The following is a 20,122-nucleotide window of genomic DNA, read 5'->3' on the forward strand; positions in this document are numbered from 1 at the left end:
GTCTGTAGATCGCCGTCCTGGAAATACACGAGTGCTTTCAAACTTTCACTGGGTTGAAAGCTGCTTAGGAAAATCTCCGCTCAGGCAGGGGAGGGACCTGATCCACCCTGGCAAGTCCGAGGCGATAGTGCCAATACGCCCAGGAGCGCTCATTGAACTGGCCTGCTTCCGCTTGCGTCAGAACTTCCCTAAGAGCCTCCTCACCCACTTGCACGACCAATGCCTCGACGTCTGAGTAGTCGCCGATATTCATCACCTGGGCAATTACTCTCCCCGGCATGAGCACCGCCTCCTCTGGTGTTTTCCACCAGATGTACTTGCTGGCAAACGGCACGAGGCTTTGTGGGTCGATCTGGATCACCTGACTGGTTTCTATAGGCTTTTGATGGTAAAGGCCTGCATCATCGTTGAGAAGAATGCAACACAACTCCCCGCGCATCCGGGTCATTGGCGTGCGCTAGCCTGGGACTGAACCTATAAGATTCCGTTGCCCAGGATTATGGGTTGGCGGCTGGACCGCTGCAGGTTCCGGCAGTAGGATTTGATCCTATCTTGACGAAGGGGAATCCGCCATGCGAACCACGCAACAAATGAGCATTACTCTGCCCAATGAGATGGTAGATGCGGTGAAGTCCAAGGTGCGTTCAGGCGAGTACGCCAGTGAAAGCGAGGTGATCCGGGATGGATTGCGGGCTTTGATGGCGCGGGATCGTGCGATGGAAAGTTGGCTGCGTAACCAGGTTGGTCTTGCCTATGATGCCTTGAAGGCTGACCCGTCGCGTGCCGTCAGCGTAGATCAGGTACGTGCCCGCTTGGCTGCCGAGCATTCCAAGGCGCGATGATCCACCGTGTCGTCTTCAGCCCGGAAGCCGAGGAACAACTTACCGATCTGTATCGGTATATTTCTGGAGCGGCAGGCATCGCATGGTACTGCAATGCAGTACGTCAAATGCATCGTGGACTATTGCGAAAGCTTGGGCACCTTCCCGCTTCGCGGCACCAAGCGTGATGACGTAAGGCCCGGCTTGCTTGTCACCAACTACAGGAGGCGGGTCGTGATCGCTTTTTCTGTCGGCGCCGAAGTAGTTTCCATAATCGGCATCTTCTATGGTGAACGGGACTATGAAACGCTCCTGCAATCTGATCTGAGCGACGATAACTCATAGTAGCCGCTCATCGCCTTGGGCCAGCAATCGCCGAGCTCACGTTTCCATTGACCGGTTTTATGGCGGATGGTACTTTGCAAGCATTCATAATGCCGAGGTTTTTCGGAGCTGATCATGAAGAATGACGCTGCATCATCCACCACGCAAAGCACGCCGCCCCTCGTTCCCGTCATCCTCTCTGGGGGCACTGGCAGCCGGCTCTGGCCCCTGTCCCGCAAGCAACAACCCAAGCCCTTTATCCCCCTGCCCGATGGCGAAAACCTGCTGCGCAAGACCTACCGCCGGGTGCAGAACCTGAAGCACGCCGGTCGCGTGTTGATGGTCACCAATCGAGATTATTATTTTCTATCACGCGATACGCTGATGGAGATCGCGCCGGGCGCCAGTTCCGAGGTCTCCTATCTACTCGAACCGCAGGCCCGCAACACCGCCCCGGCCATTGCCTCGGCTGCCCTCTGGGCCCAGGAGCAGGTGGGGGATGACGCCGTGTTGCTAGTGCTGCCCAGCGACCACCTCATCAGCGATCATGCCAGTTTTGCCGAAGCGGTAGCGCGGGCCATAGAACTGGCTGCTCAGGGCTATCTGGTCACCTTTGGCATCCGCCCTACCGCGCCGGAAACCGGCTACGGCTACATTGCCGTGGGCGAGCCCCTGGCGGGCGGCTACCAAGTGCAGCGCTTTCTCGAAAAACCTGCCCGCGCCCAGGCAGAAAGCTATGTGGCCGATGGCCGCCACTACTGGAATGCCGGCATTTTCTGCTTTTCCGCCAAGGCCCTGTTGCAGGGCATGGCTGCCCACGCCCCGGAAGTGCTCATGCCCGCCCAGATGGCCTATGAAGAGGCCCAGGTGAATGGCGATACCTGCTGGCTGGGTGCGGAGTTTGCCCAGAGCCCCGACATCTCCATCGATTACGCTGTCATGGAGCACGCCGAGAACATCGCCGTGGTGCCCGTCAGTTTCGACTGGAACGACCTGGGGGCTTGGAGTGCCATGGGGCAGTTGTTACCGGAAGACACCTCGGGCAACCGCGCCCACGGTGAGGTGCTGCTGGAGCAGAGTCAGGACTGCGTGGTGTATGGCAGCGATCGCCTCACTGCCCTGCTGGGGGTGGGCGACCTGCTGGTGGTCGATACCCCTGACGCCCTGCTCATCGCCCGCAAGGACCGCGATCAGGACGTGAAAAAGATCGTCGATCGCCTCAAGCGCTCGGGCAACCCGCTGGTAGACACCCACGTCACCGTACATCGCCCCTGGGGCACCTACACGGTGCTGGAAGAGGGCGACCACTTCAAGATCAAACGGATTCTGGTCAAGCCCAAGGAAAAGCTCTCCCTGCAGATGCATCATCACCGCAGCGAACACTGGATTGTCGTCTCCGGTACCGCCAAGGTGGTGGTAGGCAAGGAAGAACGGCTGGTGATGACCAACGAATCCACCTTCATCCCCGCCGGTACCGCTCACCGTCTGGAAAATCCCGGCGTCATCCCCCTGATACTGATCGAGGTACAAAGCGGCGCCTATCTGGGCGAAGACGACATCGTCCGTTTTGAAGACATCTACGGTCGCACCGAAGTTCCCGCCTGATTCTGAAAACCACTGGAGTCCCTTTGTTCGCTGCGTTCTGGAACTGGCTGCGCAATCTCAGCAAGATGTTCATTTTTGTGGTTCTGGTCCCCACCGGACTGTCCATTCTCTACTTCGGCATCATCGCCTCGCCAGTCTATATCAGTGAGGCCAGCTTCGTCGTTTACAGCCCCGGCGAGCGCTTCAGCAGTAGTGGCGGTTTGGCCAGCCTGATCGGTAGCATTGGCGGCAACTATTCTTCCAGTGCCTCGCAGACCATCTCGGCATACATCAGCTCCTGGGACGCCATGATGTCCCTCAACAAGGCCGTCAATCTGAAAGAGCAGTACACCTATGGGGTAGACTTTCTCGATCGTTATGGTGGCGTCTTTCATCCTTTCACCAACAACGTACGGCTATGGCGCTACTATCAGTCCATGACTGACGACAGCATTGATGCCAGCAATGGCATCAGCACCCTCAAGGTGCGGGCCTATAGCCCGGCCATGGCACAAAAGATCAATGCTCTTTTGCTGGCCAAGGGGCAGGACATTGTCAACCAGCTCAATGCTGGCGCCCATGCCGAGGCGGTACGTTTTGCCGAGACTGACGTGCAACAGGCGCGGGAGGCGCTGCGACAAAGCACCGTCGCCCTGGCCGATTACCGTAATGGGCAGCGGGTCATCAGCCCCCTGCAGCAATCGCAACTGCAACTGGCGCTAGTGGCCAAGCTGCAGGATCAGCTCATTCAGGAAAAGACCCAGTTGCAGGCCATCGAGCAGCACGCGCCGCAAAACCCCAACATCCCGGTCTTGCGCTCCGGGGTGCAGGCTCTGGAAAGCCAGATTGCTAGCGCCAAGGCGCAGATCACCGGCGATCACCAGTCCCTGGCCAGCAAGGATACGGAATACGAAACCCTGCAGGTGAATCAGGACATCGCCCAGAAGCTCCTGGTGGCCGCCGTCACCGCCTTGCAGCAGGCGCGCATCACCGCGCAGAAGCAGGAACTCTTTCTGGAAACCATCAGCAGCCCCAACCTGCCCGACGCGCCGCAGTTGCCGCGCCGCATCGAGGGCATTCTGGCGACTCTGGTCATCAGCCTGATGGTCTGGGGCGTGCTGGTGGTAGTCGTGGGTGGTATCAAGGAGCACCATGACCGCTAACAGCCTGCCCAAGGAAAGCCTCTGGCGGCAGTTCGCCATCCAGCGCCGAGTCATCTGGGCACTGGTGATGCGCGAGACCATCACCATGTACGGCCGCGAGGGGCTGGGAGTGTTGTGGATTATTGCCGAGCCGGCGATGTTCGTCATCGGCGTGATGATTATTTTTTCCGCTATCGAAGTGGGTTATATCAATGGCATTTCTGTTGCTGAGTATATGGCCGTGAGCTATCCGACCTTGTTGTTCTGGCGAAATGGCACAGGTCGAGTCACTAAGGCAATCGCCGTAAATAGAGCGCTATTGCATCACCAGCTCATTCGCCCTATGGACATCATCTACGCCCGCATCATTCTGACCTTTACCAGTGGCGCGGCGGTCTTCATGGTGCTCTATCCCATTTTTACGTATATTGGGATCACTCATCTGCCCTACTATTGGTATGCCTTCGGTATGGGTTATCTTTTAGTCATCTGGTTTTCTTTTGCCTTTGTCCTGATTATGGCGGCCCTAGCGGAGCTGTCGGAAACCATCGAAAAGACCTCCCACATTATCCTCTATCTGATGTTGCCATTTTCAGGAGTTTTTCTTCCGTTGTATTTAGTCCCAGAGCCCTACCGGCATTATCTGTTATATTTTCCGCTGGTCGACTCCGTAGAGTATTTCCATCATGGCTATTTTGGAAGCCAGATGCCGACCTATTACCACATTCCCTATACCATCGTTGCCCTGCTGGCCATGACGCTGTTTGGTTATGCCTTAACGGAATTAGCAATCAAACGGGCTAAGGTGCACGGGGGAAGTTAGCTCATGCTGCAAGTAAAAAACGTTACTAAGTATTACCCCATCCACCATGGGCGCTCCCAGCGGATGATTTTAGATGATATCAACCTGATTATTCGACCAGGCGAGCATTGGGGCATCTTGGGCCGAAATGGTGCGGGCAAATCAACCTTAGTGCGGATAATAAGCGGTTCGGAGGCGGCCAACGGTGGCGAGGTCCTGCGCGGCATGTCTCTCTCCTGGCCTTTGGCCTTTGGTGGAGCCTTTATCGGTAGTCTTACCGGCAAGGATAATGTGCGCCTCATCTCACGGGTCTACGGAGTGGACTACGCCAACATGCTCGCCTATGTAGAGGATTTCGCCGAACTGGGTGGCTATCTAGGTGAGCCAGTATCTATTTATTCCAGCGGAATGCAAGCCCGTCTCGCTTTTGCTATTTCTATGGCAATTGAGTTCGAGTGCTATTTGATTGATGAGGTTATGGCGGTGGGGGATCATCGCTTTACGGAAAAATGTAATTTGGAGCTTTTTGAGAAAAGGGCGGACCGGGGCATGATTATCATCTCGCACAACGCTGACGTGATTCGAGAGCATTGTAGTCATGCTGCGTTGTTGGAAGGTGGTAAGCTGGAGATTGTTGGCACAGTTGAAGAGACGATAGGGAAATATAATGCGCTGTCCTGATAGGTTAGTTGATTATCTATTGTTTTTCAGTTAGTGGGAATAGCTACGCTGTTAAGTTTATCTATAGTCTTGCGATGTCATGCTTGGGTTCTGAAAAACTAAAAGGAGTGAATAAGTGTCATGAAAGAAAAAAAGAGAATAGCGATTGTTAGCACGTACGACGAGTTGTGCGGTATAGCGTCGTATACAAAAGCATTGGTTGACAATCTTCGCAATCATAGAAGTGAAATAATTTACGAAGTTTTTAATCTTGACCAATTTCTTCTGAAATCTAAGTCAAAGTCGGCTAGGCTTGCAGCAAATAAATACATTGATAAAATTGCCGTTACGCTTTCGGGATATGATCATGTTAATATTCAGTTAGAATATGGAACATTTGGAGTCCTGGATGTTGATATACTAAGGAGGCTTAGAAAGATTGTTAAATCGTCTAGATCTTTGAGTGTTACATTTCATACTATTTTTTATGATGATGATGATAAGCGTAAATTCAAGTTTAATTTAACCGCTAAGAAGTCATCTATACAAAGAAGATTTCTTAATTTATTGGAGAAATATGAGAAAAAGAAGAAGCTCACTTTAATTGTGCATTCATTCTATGACTATAGGTACTTTAAGGAGCGTCTTGGATTTGGTTCGGTTGAGCACCATCCTCTGGCATACTTGTCACCTCATGAAGTTTCAGTCATTAATAAAAGTTCTTCGAAAAACAATTTTGCGCAGCTGAAAGAAATTCGTAATGATGCAGTTATTATGGGAGCATTTGGATTTTTTAGTGACTACAAAGGTTTTGAAGTTGCGATAAAGGCGCTGCGCTTGCTTCCCTCGAATTATATATTCTGCATATTTGGTGGTTTACATCCAAATTCCATAATTAAACGTCCTCCGGGATTGGTTGATAAATATTTGTCAGGCATTGTTGACTCTCTGGGTGCCGGGCAAAAAGTCTATGAATTATTTGACAACCTAAGTTTGCCGGAAAGTTTATCTAATCTTAGTTCGCTTTTTGATCGGAGTCCGCTGGATATTCATGATCGAGTGTTGTTCATGGGTAGTCTTTCTGATTCCGAGTTTCCAATAGCTATGGAGCTGTGTGATATCTGTTTATTCCCATATTATGAGGTTGGGCAATCCTCATCTGGTCCAATTTCGATTGCCAACGAGCTTGGGGTGCCGATTATTGCCAGTAGAACCAAGGCATTTATGAGATTTGAGAAGTATCATAAGGGTAGGGTAAAATTTTTTGATGTGGGAAATCATATTCAACTTGCGCAGATAATTAGATCTATTGAGAAGGGAAATAGGACTTTCTATCCTAAAGATTATAATGTTGATTCTTTGTGCCAACTTTACGAGGGTGTGTTTGTTGGCGCATAATATAATATATTGTTTGAATTTGGTAGTGTCAAAGTTGATGGCGTGCCAATGGCTGAGTTTGTTTCAGTGAAGAACTGCGGATGTAGTCTAAATTGTAGCGCAGGAACTACGCGTCGATGACTATCATTCTGCATGGTAACAGGCCATTCGGGCTGCCTTCCCAGGTGATCTCGCATGCTACAAAATCTCTGCTCTCACTTCTATTCTGCCACTAAGGAGTTTGCAATGTATGTAGTGCTTCGCGGCTTGGGTGCATTTGGTTTTGTTATTTACCGCAGGGTATGCCAGCGTACCTATTTGATAGTCCTTTCTGATCTCTCTAGTTTGCCGGAGTTTTGAAAAGTTCAGGACACAAAAAAGCGTAGATTGTAAAGATGTCCGTAGCGCGATGTTTCGGATGTAACGTTTTTTGATATTGGAGGGCATATGGTCGACAAAATAGTAATCATCACCGGCATCACCGGTCAGGACGGTGCCTACCTAACCCAGCTTCTGCTGGAGAAGAGTTACACGGTCTATGGCACCTATCGGCGCACCAGTTCGGTCAACTTCTGGCGCCTGGAGGACTTGGGTGTTGCGCAGCACCCGAACCTGCACTTGGTCGAGTTCGACCTTACTGATATGGGCTCTGCCATCCGCCTGCTTGAAAAAAGCCGGGCCACGGAGGTCTATAACCTCGCGGCGCAGAGTTTTGTGGGGGTGAGCTTCGATCAGCCGCACACCACGGCGCAGATCACCGGCACCGGTGCACTGAACCTGCTTGAAGCCATCCGCGTGGTCAATCCCAAGATTCGCTTTTACCAGGCCAGCACCTCGGAGATGTTCGGCAAGGTGCATGCCATTCCGCAGGATGAAGAAACCTTCTTCCATCCTCGCAGTCCTTACGGCGTCGCCAAGCTCTACGGGCACTGGATCACGGTCAACTACCGCGAGAGCTACGACATCTTTGCTGCCAGCGGCATTTTGTTTAACCACGAGAGCCCGCTGCGGGGGCTGGAGTTCGTCACCCGCAAAATCACCGATGGCATCGCCAAGATCAAGCTCGGCAAGCTGGAGGTACTTGAACTGGGTAATCTGGATGCCAAGCGCGACTGGGGCTATGCCAAGGAGTACGTAGAAGGCATGTGGCGCATGCTGCAGGCCGACGAGCCCGACACCTTTGTGCTGGCCACCAACCGCACCGAGACCGTGCGCGATTTTGTGACCATGGCCGCCAAGGCGGCGGACATTGCCATCGAGTGGCGCGGCAAGGGCGAAGGCGAAACCGGGGTGGATGCCGCCACGGGCAAGACCATCGTGCGCGTCAATCCCAAGTTCTACCGTCCTGCGGAGGTGGATCTGCTCATCGGTAACCCGGCCAAGGCCAAGGCCAGGCTCGGTTGGGAACCCAAAACGACTCTGGAAGAGCTCTGCGCGATGATGGTCGAAGCTGATGTGCAGCGGGTGCAGTCCGGCGTTTCTTTTTGACGGGGGTCTCTATGGAAGCAGAGCAGCCGACAGTATTAATTACGGGACTGCACGGCTTCACCGGATGCTATCTGGCGGAGCGCTTGCGAGCGCGGGGTGCGCGGGTCGTTGGGCTGGTGCAGCCGGGTACGACCGGGGAAGTTTCCTGCGACTTGACGGACGCCCAAGCCGTGCGCACCGCCGTCCATGCCCTGCAGCCCACGCATGTGGCGCACCTCGCGGCATTTTCCTTTGTGGGTCACGAGGATGTGCGGGGCATCTATGACGTCAATCTGCTGGGTACGCTGGATCTCCTTGAAGCCCTATCTACACTGCCAACACCACCGCAACGGATACTCCTGGCGGGTTCGGCCAACATCTACGGTACGCCCAACATCGAGGTGATTGACGAATCCATCTGCCCGGCGCCGGTCAATCATTACGCCATCAGCAAACTGGGCATGGAGCTGATGGCGCGTAACTATGCCAGCCGCTTGCCCTTGGTCATTACCCGGCCATTCAACTATTCCGGGAGGGGACAGAGTGAGCGCTTTCTGATACCCAAAATCGTCAGCCACGCCCTGCGTAAAGCACGCATCATCGAACTGGGGAACCTGGACGTGAGCCGCGACTTCTCCGACGTGCGCGATGTGGCCGCCATCTACACGGCGCTGTTGCTCGACGCGCCCGACGCAGTGGGAAAGACCTTCAATATCTGTTCTGGGCAGGCGTACTCCCTGCGCGAGATATTGCAGATGGTGGAGGAGATCAGCGGGCATTCCATGGAGGTACGGGTCAACCCGGACTTTGTGCGCTCCAACGAAGTGCCCCGTCTGCTGGGATCCAATGCGTTGCTGCGCCAACATACGGGACTGGCACCGCAAATTCCCCTGCGGGACACCCTGCGCTGGATGCTGACTGTATAGTAAACAATCCGACCACATCCTTTCAGCTGGCAGTAAATGACTTGTGGCTGGCCTCGGATACGATAGAGATCCGATGAATCCTTACTGATTCGGAGGGGCATGGATGGGCCGGGAAGCGATTTTCATTCATTCACTGTGGCGCTCGGGAAGTACGTGGCTTTTTGAGCGCTTTCGTCGTGCCGAAGATTGCTACTGATGTTATCAGGAGCCCTTCCATGAGGCGCTGGTACAGTTGAACGGTGACCCTGATGCTCTGCTCGGTTTTGCCGACGAAACGGCCCGCTCCCTGCGCCATCCAGCTCTGAGCCGCCCATACTTTTGGGAATTCCATGCTCTGCGGGACGCTCTGCACGGTAAGTTCGCGCCCTGCATGAGTTATGCGTCTTTCTTCGACCCAAGCATTTGTCCAGGCTTGCAGGATTACGTGCAGACCTTGATCGATGCCGCACCCGCAACACCCGTATTGCAATGCTGCCGCTCCTTTGGGCGGGTGGCCTATCTGCGGCAGACCCATGGCGGCGCGCATATCCACTTGTGGCGCGATGCCGTAAGCCAGTGGTTTTCGTATCAGATCAACGACTACTTCGACATTGCGAGTCTACTGGTGTTGCAGGCCAACAATCCCCCCGAGATGTTCCTGCGCCTGCGGCAGGAGATCGCTTTGCCAGCCTTGGAGAGTGTGGACTTTGCGGCGGGGTACGAGCAAATGCGCCAGGTGTCGTTCGGCTGGGAGCAGCGCTATTTTGTGTACTATGCTCTCTGGGTATATAGCCTGATGTAAAACCATCCCCTCTGCACAATCGACATCAATCTCGACCGCCTTGCGGAGTGGAGCAGAGAATCGTGAAGCGTTTACAGAGCGGACATGGTCGGGCAACCGGCTTCAACAAAGAAGAACGCCCCTCAGCGAGCGGTTACGGCCAGCTATCTTTGCACCTGGCCAGTTACAGGTATATTCTGGCCAGAATAGCGTTGTGAGCGGGGTGACCATGCAAGTCAATATCCTGGAATCCAAAAATCAGTTGTCGCAGCTTGTTCGCCGTGCTCAGCAGGGCGAGGAAGTCATCATTGCGCATCGGGGTGTACCTGTGGTGAAGCTGGTACCGGTTGCTGCTGTGCCTGCTGAGGTGAGGCGCAACGTGCTGGCTTGGTTGCAACACAATCCGCTGCCCACTTCGCTGCGGCGCTCGGCGCAAGAGTTGGATAGTGCCATCGAACAGGAGCGCCAAGGTTGGGATTGATCTACCTCGACACCTGCTTGCTCATTTACGCCTTTGAGGATCACCCGATCTGGGGTACACCCGTGCGCGAGGCCCTGGCGCGGGAACCTGGCGATCGCTATGCCATTTCTCCACTAGTGAAGTTGGAATGCCTGGTTGCGCCCATGCGCACGGGAAATGTGGCTCTGCAACGCTACTACGAGGAAGGTTTTGGCCAGTTTGCGTTGCTGCCCATGTCCGATGATGTCTTTGTGCAGGCCGCTACGCTGCGTGCCCGCTTTGGCCTGAAGACGCCGGATGCCCTGCATTTGGCGACTGCGCTAGCGCACCGCTGTGATGCCCTGTGGACAGCTGATATGCGTTTGCAAGACGCAGCGCATGGCTTGGCGGTGAATATCCTGGCCGCAGACGCCTCGAGTGGCGTTGCACGTCCGGGAGGGCGGTGAGATTGCCTATCATATCGAGGTCGGTCGGGTGATCTTGACGAATTGGTTGACGCAGCCCCAGTTGCAATAACGCTTCAATCGATGGTGCCGGATGCTTCTGCCTGCCAGCTGACGATGCGCCGCTCTTGGCGCGAGAACTCCACACCAACCTCGATGACCTGATCGATGCCCGGCGCGCCGCGGTATTTGGCGGCGTAGTCCCTGGCCTGGAGCTGGATCAGGGCGCTGTTGCTGCCCGTACTGGCTTCGTCGGTGTCATCGACCACCTTGAACTCGAAGGCCCAGATGATGTTTTCGACGCGTGCTACCAAATCGCAGCGCCCCTCGCTGGTTGCCGCCTCGGCGGTCATTTCGAGGCCGAGGGCGGCCAGATGGCTGTAAAAAATGCTTGCCCAATATCCTTCGTAATTCGCGATGGGGTTGCGCCGGTGCCAGTCGTGTGGAATCCCAGCAAATAAACGATCGAAGTGGGCCTTGAGCAGATCCGGATCGGCGGTGCTCAGGCAGTCATAGAGGGCGCCGGTGAGATCGTTGGCCAGGCGGGTGTCGGGATACCAGCCCAACAGGATGGCCTCGTTGAGGGCCTGGCGAACTTCGATGTTGGGCACGGTGAGATGGTAGTCTGTGCGGTTTCCCCGACGCCGTACACTGCGGATGGTCAGATATCCGGTCTGCCAGAGCATGGCCTCGGGCTCGATGCCATCGACGTCGAAGGAGGACAGTAGCTGCTCGCTGGCGTAGAGCCCTTCGAGCCTGGGCGTGAAGAAGTCTCGGGCTTTGAGCCAGTTGACCAGGAAGGTGGGGGTGCCGGTTTCGAACCAGTGGGCGCGGAACTCGCGCAACCGCAGCAGCAGAAGAACATCAAAGGGATTGTAAACGGACTCTGCGCCCCAGGCGTAGCCATTGTACCAGCGCTGCACTTCCGCGCGGTCCAGAGGCCGGCCGGCCTCGGCGGCAGCGGTAAACTCTGGTGCGAAGACGCTATCCAGATCCGCCTCGGTATAGCCGCAGATACTGCTGAAGGCTGGGTCCAGCGTCAGATCGTAGAGGTTGTTGAGCCCGGAAAAGATGGAAACCTTGCTGAACTTGGACACCCCGGTGAGGAAGACGAAGCGCAGGTCGGCGTCGCGGCCCTTGAGGACGCTGTAGAGGTTGCCCAGGCCCTCGCGCATGGCACGGGCGATTTCGGGTTCGGTGAGGTTGTCGAGGATGGGCTTGTCGTATTCATCCACCAGCACCACGGTGCGTTGGCCATAGTGGGCGGCGGCATCACTGATGAGCTCGGCAAAGCTGCCGGCGATGTCTTCGGGATCGATCAGGGCAATGCCCAGTCGTTCGGCATTCTCCCGCAGTTGTCGGCGGATGCTGCGTTCGAGTTGCTCCCGCCGCTCCAGTCTGCCCTCGGCAAAGGAGAGGCGAATGACGGGATGGCGCTTGTCCCAGTCCCAATGATCGGCCAGGTACAGGCGCGAGCGATCGGCGGCCTTGGGCTCGGCGCCGAGGGCAATTGCTGTCTCGCCACCCGCAAAGAGTACCTGATTGCCGGCAAAGGCCTCGGCCAGGGTATCGAGAAAGAGTGACTTGCCGAAGCGGCGCGGGCGAGAAAGGAAAAATGCCTTGCCACCCTCGGCCAGTTTCGCAATCAAGGGGGTTTTGTCGACGTAATAGCAGCCTTCGTCCCGGACCTGACGAAAGGTCTGGATGCCAATGGGCAACTGGCGGCGAGTGCTCATGTGCGGAAGACTCCGGAGCCTGATGAGAATACTCCTGATTCTGCAAGAAGTTTTGCGCAGAGGGAAGGGCAGGATGAGGCTCAAGGTCGACAGTTGCTCCAAGGTTTCGGTATGATCCGACGCAAAATCTTTCGGTGGGGGGCACAGATGGCAGAACATTTGATACTGGCGGCCGTAGATGGCTCGGAAAATGCTCTGGTGGCAGCGGGCGCGGCGGCGCGCTTTGCGAGCCTGCTTTCTGGACACTTGGGACTGGTGACAGTCCTGCAGGTGCCGCGTTCGCCAATGGGCTTTGGCAGTGGCGTGTTTTCCGGGGGGCTTCGCGATCGCTTGCTGGACGAGGCGCGCGCCGAGGCCGAAAAGAATCTGCAGGGCGTTGCGGAACGAATTCATGATGCCTGTGGGCTGGGGATGCCGGAATATTTCATTGCGGTTGGTGCCCCCGAAGTCGAGATCCCGAAAATTGTCGCAGCTAACGAGGGCGTGATCATGGTAGTTGTCGGTCGCCAGGGCTTCGGCACCGAGGGCAAGCCGCGTGGGCTCCCGCATGCCTTGGGAAATCTTGGCGCCAAGCTCAGTCTGAGTCTGAAGGTGCCGGTGCTCACGGTGCCCGCCGACGCTCTGGAGGGACAGATCTGCCCTGGCATCGAGAAACTCCGATCTGAAGTACGCGACGAGGAGGCCTGAACGTGGATCTCTACCTGCCCATTGCCCACATGGATATCAACATCGCCATGATCGTGGGTTTTGGCCTGATTGTTGGCTTCCTCTCTGGACTCACGGGTGTGGGCGGTGGATTTCTCATTACCCCATTACTGATCTTTGTTGGCGTGCCGCCACTGATCGCGGTGGGTACTGGCGCGGCACAAATCGTTGGTGCCTCGGCGGTGGGTAGCTATGCCCACTGGCGTTTGGGAAATGTCGATATGCGCATGGCCATCGTCCTGCTGATTGGGAGTTGGACGGGTGGTTTGCTGGGAGTGCATGTCGCAAAAATTCTCGAACAGAGCGGACATTTTGGACTGGTCGTTTCCTTCCTCTACGTGGGACTCCTGGGCTTCATCGGTATTTCGATGTTGATCGAGGCGCTGATGGCCGTGCGCGGCCAGAAAAAGAGCAAGCCGGTGCAGGAGAAGAAAACATCCTGGGTGGATCGCCTGCCATGGCAGATGGATTTTCCCGTCTCCGGTTTGCGGACGACGATTCTGTTGCCCTTGGGCATGGGAATTGCCGTGGGAGTGCTCACAGCGCTGATGGGTGTGGGCGGTGGTTTTGTCATGGTCCCGATCATGTTGTACGTGCTCAAGATGCCGACCAAGGTAGTGGTCGGTACGTCCTTGTTCCAGCTGCTCTTCACCACTGCAGAGGTTGGGATCTTGCAAGCCGGCATGAATCATGCGGTTGACCCCTATCTTGCGTTGGCGCTGGTCATTGGCTCGATTTTCGGTACCCAGTTCGGCGCCCGCCTGGGTGCGCGTATGCCGGGCGAGCAGCTTCGTCTCGTCCTTGCCCTGGTGGTGGTGGCTGTGGCGGTAAAGATGGGCCTGGGTCTGGTCATCCCGCCAGAGCATGTCTTCCAGGTCACGCAGGTGCTCTGATGCAGAAAAAGGTCTTACAGATTTGTTTGCTTGCCTGCGCATTGCTGCTGCCGGCAATGGTACCAATGGCCGCCCAGGCATCCGTGCAGGCGCCCAATGTGGTATTGGGCACGGGTACGGACAAGGTGGATGTGACCAGTCGCTTTCGTGGTCGCGATATCCTGGTGTTCGGCGCACTTTCCCATTCTGGTGAGGTGATTGTGGTACTGCGCTCTCCCGACAGTGCGGTCGCCGTCACCCGCAAGACGCAGATGGGACCCATCTGGATAACCGGGAAGAAGGTGACCGTAAGTCAGTTTCCGGGAGTCTTGCTCATCAACTCCTCGGCGTCGTTGGACAAAATTCTTCCCGCCGCCGGGCGGAACGCATTGGGACTCGATCCGCGCGGGATTCTGGAAAAGGCAAAGTACGAACCAGAACTGCGCGATAAAGCGGCCTGGGAGTCCGCGGTCATCGCCGCCAAGGAGCGGCAAGGAACGTATCAGGTACGTTCAGAAAGCGTGACGATTCAGGATGGTCGCTTGTTCTCTACACACCTGCATCTGCCCGCTTCGCTGCCCTTGGGAACCTACGAACTGGGTGTTTACCTGGTCAATCACGGAAAGATTCTGGCACAAAGTCAGCAAAAAATTGATGTGCAGCAGGTAGGGCTGGAAGAATGGATCGCCGATTACGCGGAACATCAGCCTTGGCTATATGGCGTTGTTCTGACTCTCTTTCTGGCATTTTTGGGCCTCGGCCTGGGAATTGTCATGCAGCGCAAAAGCTAAAGACGTCGAAATCGCATGATGATAGATGGCGACTCATTCGTCGCCACCGGGGATGGGGCCGAGGCTGGGGCGAAGCTGCAGGCTGCGCACCTGCCAGTGAGACCGGTGCGCCGATAACTGCGCGTTGAGCTGGATACGAATCTGCTCGGCGAGGCGCTCCTGCGCTGCAGAATCCGTTGGCAGTGCCGCCAGCTGCGGAAAGCGCAGAAAAATATTGCCAATGATTTCCTGCTCCGCCGGACCGTTGAGAGAAGGAGGTGATTCTCCAGGTGGACCCTCCAGCTCTGCCAGGGGCCGGATCTGTAACGCCAGTTCCTGACCGTTGCGATGGACGGCGGAGCCGTAGCTGCCGAGGGCGACGGTCTGGATATGCAGATGCGCCGGTTTCGCGGTGCTGCTCTGCGGTGCTATTTTCTGGTTTTTTTGCGGTTGCCCTGTGAGGTAGAGAAACGCCCCCACGGCCAGAGCCGCAGCCACAATGCCAATACCCCATCCGCCTGCTTTCTTTTTTGCCATGTCTTTACGGCTTCATTTCCGGGTGCAGGAGCAACACCGGAAGGCTGGTGTCGGCGAGGATGTCTTCACTGGTAACCATTGCCGAAACACTGGAATGATGTTGTGGGGTTTCCCCATCCTCGCTAAGTAGCGCAATCTCCGCGCCACTGCTACGAAACGCAGCCACCAGTTCGTAAAGTTGCACGTCACGGCGTAGCAGGATCCAGTCGGTACTGGCGAGCTCCAGCAGCGGGGTATCCTCGGGCAGGTTGCGCCGCCCAAGGATTTCATGCACCCGATGGGAAGCGATGGCGGCCACCGGTTTCCCATCTCGAATCAAAAGGATGTGTGGCAGGCGCGGGTAGCGCCGCAGCAGACGATGGAGATCCTTGAGCAAGCGATGATCGTGCAGACGCAACAGCGGCGTTTCGACTAGACTGCTCGCCGAACGCATCAGGTAAAGGTTGCTGTGCCGTGCTTCCGGAATGTAGTGCCCACGCCGCAGGAGCTTCAGGGTATAGATGCTGTCCCGGGTGACCATGCGGCGAATACCGAAGGCAATGGACGCCACCAGAATCAGGGGGATGATGATGTGATAGTCATTGGTCATTTCAAAGATCATGACCGCCCCCGTCACTGCCGCTCCGGTAGAGGACGCGACCATTCCTGCCATTCCCAGCGCCGCGCCGGTGGCAATATGCATGTGTAGACCGGGAAAGAGCGAGTTGAATAGCAAAATACAGGCGGCCCCCAGCAATGCCCCGACAAAGAGAGAAGGAGAAAATACGCCGCCGGAGCCGCCGGCAGCGAGGGTGGTGCTGAAACTCAGAATTTTCAGCAAGACCAACAGAAGCAGGAATCCAGGATTGAGCAGGACGCCATCGAGGACATCCTGAATCGTGGCGTAGCCAACGCCCTCCACATAGTATTTGCCACTGAAGAGGAAGATTATCCAGATGGTTATGCCAACTGCCCCCATTCCGACCACGGCACGCAGGTAGGCACTCGGAAGAATGCGCTCAAAAAAGTCCTCGGTCCAATACAGCATGCGCGTAAAAAAGAGGCCAATCCCACCGACAATGATCCCCAGCAGCGCAAAGACCAGATAGTTACGGATATCCATGTGCGCAGTTTCGGCAATGATATCCGGTGGAATGATGAAAGATGGGTAGTTGCCCAGCAGCAGACGCGAGACCAGGGTCGCGGTGCCGGTGGCGATCATGACTGGAACCAGGGTACGGGCGCTGATTTCCACCAGCATCAGCTCAACGGCAAAAAGGACGCCGCCAACCGGGGTGTTGAAGGTGGCGGCGATACCAGCGCCTGCGCCAGCGGCAATCAGGCCCAGGCGTTGCCATTCTGGCAAATACAGCCAACCTGCGAGGCTCGAGCCAAAGGCGGCGCCGATCTGGATGATGGGCCCCTCGCGCCCCACCGATCCGCCACTACCGATGGTGATGGCGGATGCCAGGGCCTTGACGATAACCACCACCGGGCGGATGACGCCCGCTTTGTAATAGATAGCATCCATCACTTCGGGGACCCCATGTCCCTTGGCCTCCGGCGCGAAGCTACGCACCAGCCAGACGACAATCAGCCCGCCAACGACAGGTGCGAGAATGATTCCGGCTCCCCAGGCACTCGCCTTGGCGTGTTGCAATGCATTGAACACCAAGCTTGCCTGACCATAAAAGAAGAGGTTGTGCATGAGGGCAATGAGGCGACGAAAGACCACTGCGCCGAGGCCAGCGATGACGCCGACAAAAATTGCCAACAAAAAATGAAAGAAGGGATTGCGACGTACTTTGCGCCAGCGACTGCGGAGGGCTCCGGTGTCGCTGCTACTTCCCTCCTCCATGGGAGCAGCGCTGGCCTCTGCGACAAGCTCACTCACGCCGGCTGCCCTCCGAGAAGGGAGAGAGCCTGATCCTCGGCGAAAATTTTACTGTCGACCTTGCAGTAGATGGCGCCTTCGTCGGCGAAAACAGCCACCTCCGCAACCCCAGGTAGGGCGAGCAGTCTCTGCTCCAATCCCGTGGCGGGATTTGCTGGCAGGGTAAAGATGCGGGTCGCGAGATAACGCGGGCGCTGCATACCCAAGGCGATCAGCAACCACAGAACAAAAATGCTGGTCACTACCCAGAAGATGACGCTGTAATTGCGGGCTTCCGGAACATAGAGCAGGCCGCCAAGGAGGCCGCCGCAAAATGCGCCGAAAAACTCCGAGGAGGTGTAGACGCCGGTTGCCGTTCCTTTCGCGCCGGCGTGGCTGAACTTGGCAATGAGGGAAGGCAGGCTGGCCTCGAGGACATTGAAGCCGACAAAAAAGAGGAAGAGGGCGATGGCGATCATGATCAGGCTATGGTAGGAAACGGCCATCAGGATTCCCGCAAGGATCAGCAAGGCGATGGCGAAGAGGAAGATCTCCTTCAATTTGCGCTTGGCCTCACCGACGGCGATCAGGGGCACCATAAATAGGAAAGAAAGCAGCATGACCGGTAGATACAGGGTCCATTGATGCGAGAGCGACAGCAAGGGGTGGCGCGGATCGACCAGCACCAGAGGCAAGACGACAAAGATTGCGGTCAAGCCGGTGTGCAAGGCAAAAATGCCAAAGTCGAGGCGCAGCAGATTGCGGTCCCGCAGCACGGTCCGCAGCATGGCTGGGTTCAGTTCGGCGTCCCGATGGAATTTTGCCGGGCTGCTGGGAATGACGAGATACAAGACAGCGATGGCAACGAGCGCCAAGATGGCGGTCAGCCAAAAAATTCCGGAAACCCCGATGAATTGTGCCAGAGGCGCTGACAGGACCAGGGAGATGCTGAAACTGATCCCGATGGTGATGCCAATGACCGCCATCGCCTTGGTCCAGCGCTCCTCGCGTACGAGATCCGCGGTAAGGGCAATGATTGCCGCCGCCACCGCCCCCGCTCCCTGGATGATGCGGCCAATGAGCAGGCCGTCGATGTTACTGGCCAAGGCCGCAACGACACTGCCGATGGCAAAGATCAGGAGACCGATGGCGATGATGGGTTTGCGGCCGATGCGATCCGAGAGTTTGCCAAAAGGAATTTGCAGGACGGCCTGGGTGAGACCATAGGCACCCAGCGCAATGCCAATCAGCGCCGGATGATTTGCCGCACCGCGCAGACCGTGGGCATACACCGAAAATACGGGTAAGACCAGAAACAAACCCAGCAAGCGAAGTCCAAAAATGCCGGCCAAAGAGAAGACTGCGCGCTTTTCGCGGCGGTCGAGAGCGGATTTTACGGACATTGCGACTCCTACGGAATGTGGGTTATGCGTATGCCAAAAATATACCGCATCTCCCCTGGGGGCCGCAAAAATCAGCCTTTTTCCTGCTTTCCCGGTCCCTCGACAACATAGTGGTTCTCCGGTACATCCAGCCCGTGCCGCCGCAAGGGCAGGGTATAGATGCTGGCGCCCAGCAGCATGCGACGAATGGCAAACGCGCTGACCGAGGTCAACATGGCTGGCAGCAGGGCTTCGTAACTGCCTGTCAGTTCGACGGCCATGACCGGTGCGCTCAATAACGCGCCGGTGCTCGCGGCTACCATGCCGGCCATGCCGCAGAGTGCGAGGAGACCGATGAGCTTGGCAGGTAAGATCTGCCAATGCAGCAGGAGTAGGCCGTACAAGGCGCCCGTGCCGGCACCGATGAAGAGCGAAGGCGAGAAGATACCACCAGATCCCCCCGAACCAATGGTCAGACTGGTCGCCAGCAGTTTGAGCAACAGCAGGAGCAAGAGGATGCCCCAGGCACTGATCTCTCCGCGCAGAATATCGCCGATGCCCGCGTAACTGCCACCAATCAGATAGTAGTGACCGGTCATGGCAAAACAGAGCAATAGCAAAAGGCCAACCAGGAACATTCCCAGGGCATGGCGGAGATAGGGATTGCGCAGGAAGATCTCGCTGTACTGGGTGATCGCCGTCAGGGCGGCGATGAAGAGAATTGCCGCAAGCGCGTTGATGGCGCCGAGGATAACAAAGAGGGGGAGATCTGCGGCCTTGTTGACGAGGGTACTGGTCACCGCCGGGAGGAGATGAAAGTTCCCAAAGACCAGCTCGGTGATTTGGCTGGCGCCAATGGTCGCGATCAGCGTCGAGAGAATCGTCCAGGGGCGCCAATCTGGAACGATGATTTCCATGGCCAGAAACCAGCCGCCCAGAGGGGCATTGAAGACCGCAGCGATACCGGCCCCCACGCCACAACCCAGAAGATGGATGCGGCGGTGCGCAGGCATGGTGAAGATGGCGTCCAGCCACGCGGTAATGGCGGCGCCGAACTGCATGGCAGGTCCTTCGCGTCCTGCCGAGCCGCCAGTCCCAACCGTGATGGCCGTAGCCAAAGGGCGCAATAAGGCGATGCTGCGTGCCATGCGGCCCTCGCGTGTGTAGGCCGCCTCGATCACCTGGCTGACACCAGCACCCTGGACGGCTGCCCCGTATTTCCGGGCCAGAAAAATCACCAGTAGACCACCCAGGGTGGGAACCAGGGGCAGGGCCCAGCCCCAGGGAGAGGGCGGAGTGTGCACGTGTGCCCGGTCGTGGAAATCGAAAATATTCAGGATGGCGACGTTGTGAATGACGGCAACGAGGTAGTGAAAAACGATGTTGCCCAACCCGGTCAACACGCCGATGATGGCACCTAACAGAGCGAGCAGGGGGCCTTCACCAAAAGCGCCGTGTTCGGGGTGCCAGAAATGCCATTCGCTCTTCTTTTCCTCGACCAT

General features: G+C 56.5%; 21 protein-coding genes. 15 read left to right on the top strand and 6 right to left on the bottom strand.

Translation table 11 applies throughout. The features are described from left to right. Positions 1-64: 64 nt before the first annotated feature. Complete coding sequence (locus MQE22_RS03415; RefSeq protein WP_255790110.1) at positions 65-448, bottom strand: hypothetical protein; 384 nt, start codon at positions 446-448, stop codon at positions 65-67. Between the two features lie 124 nt (positions 449-572). On the opposite strand from MQE22_RS03415, the gene MQE22_RS03420 reads away from it, so the two are divergent. The 12 genes from MQE22_RS03420 (at position 573) to MQE22_RS03475 (ending at position 10,769) form a co-directional block, all read left to right on the top strand. Beyond that, the gene (locus tag MQE22_RS03420; RefSeq protein WP_255790111.1) at positions 573-842 is read left to right on the top strand and encodes a ribbon-helix-helix domain-containing protein; all 270 of its coding nucleotides are present in this window, start codon (positions 573-575) and stop codon (positions 840-842) included. A gap of 6 nt (positions 843-848) precedes the next feature. Beyond that, positions 849-1,166 carry a type II toxin-antitoxin system RelE/ParE family toxin gene (locus MQE22_RS03425; RefSeq protein WP_483190453.1) on the top strand — a complete coding sequence of 106 codons (318 nt, stop codon included), beginning with the start codon at positions 849-851 and terminating at the stop codon, positions 1,164-1,166. Between the two features lie 114 nt (positions 1,167-1,280). After that, a complete protein-coding gene (locus MQE22_RS03430) occupies positions 1,281-2,750 on the top strand; it encodes a mannose-1-phosphate guanylyltransferase/mannose-6-phosphate isomerase (RefSeq protein ID WP_255790113.1) in 1,470 nt (489 codons plus the stop codon). A gap of 23 nt (positions 2,751-2,773) precedes the next feature. Next, positions 2,774-3,892 carry a KpsE/RkpR family capsule polysaccharide export protein gene (locus MQE22_RS03435; RefSeq protein ID WP_215870962.1) on the top strand — a complete coding sequence of 373 codons (1,119 nt, stop codon included), beginning with the start codon at positions 2,774-2,776 and terminating at the stop codon, positions 3,890-3,892. Further along, on the top strand, positions 3,882-4,694 hold the full coding sequence (locus tag MQE22_RS03440) for an ABC transporter permease (protein ID WP_215870963.1): 813 nt from the start codon (positions 3,882-3,884) through the stop codon (positions 4,692-4,694). Before MQE22_RS03435 ends, MQE22_RS03440 begins: the two co-directional genes overlap by 11 nt. A 3-nt stretch (positions 4,695-4,697) precedes the next feature. Continuing rightward, on the top strand, positions 4,698-5,354 hold the full coding sequence (locus MQE22_RS03445) for an ABC transporter ATP-binding protein (protein ID WP_215870964.1): 657 nt from the start codon (positions 4,698-4,700) through the stop codon (positions 5,352-5,354). 120 nt (positions 5,355-5,474) lie between these two features. Then, on the top strand, positions 5,475-6,731 hold the full coding sequence (locus MQE22_RS03450) for a glycosyltransferase family protein (protein WP_255790114.1): 1,257 nt from the start codon (positions 5,475-5,477) through the stop codon (positions 6,729-6,731). Between the two features lie 426 nt (positions 6,732-7,157). After that, positions 7,158-8,198 carry a GDP-mannose 4,6-dehydratase gene (gene gmd / locus MQE22_RS03455; RefSeq protein WP_215870967.1) on the top strand — a complete coding sequence of 347 codons (1,041 nt, stop codon included), beginning with the start codon at positions 7,158-7,160 and terminating at the stop codon, positions 8,196-8,198. Positions 8,199-8,209: 11 nt separating this feature from the next. Next, positions 8,210-9,103 carry a GDP-mannose 4,6-dehydratase gene (locus tag MQE22_RS03460; RefSeq protein ID WP_215870968.1) on the top strand — a complete coding sequence of 298 codons (894 nt, stop codon included), beginning with the start codon at positions 8,210-8,212 and terminating at the stop codon, positions 9,101-9,103. Positions 9,104-9,335: 232 nt separating this feature from the next. Next, positions 9,336-9,884, top strand: a complete 549-nt coding sequence (locus MQE22_RS03465) for a hypothetical protein (protein WP_215870969.1) — start codon at positions 9,336-9,338, stop codon at positions 9,882-9,884. A gap of 208 nt (positions 9,885-10,092) precedes the next feature. Further along, the gene (locus MQE22_RS03470; protein ID WP_215870970.1) at positions 10,093-10,344 is read left to right on the top strand and encodes a type II toxin-antitoxin system Phd/YefM family antitoxin; all 252 of its coding nucleotides are present in this window, start codon (positions 10,093-10,095) and stop codon (positions 10,342-10,344) included. Continuing rightward, positions 10,335-10,769 carry a type II toxin-antitoxin system VapC family toxin gene (locus MQE22_RS03475; RefSeq protein ID WP_215870971.1) on the top strand — a complete coding sequence of 145 codons (435 nt, stop codon included), beginning with the start codon at positions 10,335-10,337 and terminating at the stop codon, positions 10,767-10,769. The genes MQE22_RS03470 and MQE22_RS03475 overlap by 10 nt, the downstream gene beginning before the upstream one ends. 74 nt (positions 10,770-10,843) lie before the next feature. On the opposite strand, the gene MQE22_RS03480 is transcribed toward MQE22_RS03475, so the two are convergent. Then, positions 10,844-12,502: an ATP-binding protein gene (locus MQE22_RS03480; RefSeq protein WP_215870972.1), complete on the bottom strand. Its 1,659-nt coding sequence runs from the start codon at positions 12,500-12,502 to the stop codon at positions 10,844-10,846. 147 nt (positions 12,503-12,649) lie between these two features. On the opposite strand from MQE22_RS03480, the gene MQE22_RS03485 reads away from it, so the two are divergent. From MQE22_RS03485 to MQE22_RS03495, 3 genes are read left to right on the top strand one after another with little or no spacing between them, the layout of a single operon-like run. Further along, complete coding sequence (locus tag MQE22_RS03485; protein ID WP_215870973.1) at positions 12,650-13,189, top strand: universal stress protein; 540 nt, start codon at positions 12,650-12,652, stop codon at positions 13,187-13,189. A 2-nt stretch (positions 13,190-13,191) separates the two neighbouring features. Beyond that, positions 13,192-14,100 carry a sulfite exporter TauE/SafE family protein gene (locus MQE22_RS03490; protein WP_215870974.1) on the top strand — a complete coding sequence of 303 codons (909 nt, stop codon included), beginning with the start codon at positions 13,192-13,194 and terminating at the stop codon, positions 14,098-14,100. Further along, on the top strand, positions 14,100-14,870 hold the full coding sequence (locus MQE22_RS03495) for a TIGR02186 family protein (RefSeq protein WP_215870975.1): 771 nt from the start codon (positions 14,100-14,102) through the stop codon (positions 14,868-14,870). Before MQE22_RS03490 ends, MQE22_RS03495 begins: the two co-directional genes overlap by 1 nt. Positions 14,871-14,903: 33 nt before the next feature. Here the strand turns inward: MQE22_RS03495 and MQE22_RS03500 are convergent, their stop codons facing one another. The 4 genes from MQE22_RS03500 to MQE22_RS03515 form a co-directional block, all read right to left on the bottom strand. After that, positions 14,904-15,386, bottom strand: coding sequence for a hypothetical protein (locus MQE22_RS03500; protein ID WP_215870976.1), 483 nt, complete (start codon positions 15,384-15,386; stop codon positions 14,904-14,906). 4 nt (positions 15,387-15,390) lie between these two features. Next, positions 15,391-17,259, bottom strand: coding sequence for a chloride channel protein (locus MQE22_RS03505; RefSeq protein WP_319643706.1), 1,869 nt, complete (start codon positions 17,257-17,259; stop codon positions 15,391-15,393). Then, positions 17,256-18,641, bottom strand: a complete 1,386-nt coding sequence (locus tag MQE22_RS03510; protein ID WP_215870977.1) for an MFS transporter — start codon at positions 18,639-18,641, stop codon at positions 17,256-17,258. Before MQE22_RS03510 ends, MQE22_RS03505 begins: the two co-directional genes overlap by 4 nt. A gap of 71 nt (positions 18,642-18,712) precedes the next feature. Beyond that, positions 18,713-20,122 (bottom strand): chloride channel protein, encoded by a 1,410-nt coding sequence (locus tag MQE22_RS03515; protein WP_215870978.1) that lies wholly within the window; start codon positions 20,120-20,122, stop codon positions 18,713-18,715.

Origin of the sequence: Acidithiobacillus sp. YTS05 (assembly GCF_024396695.1) — a bacterium.
GTDB classification, from domain to species: Bacteria; Pseudomonadota; Gammaproteobacteria; order Acidithiobacillales; family Acidithiobacillaceae; genus Igneacidithiobacillus; species Igneacidithiobacillus copahuensis.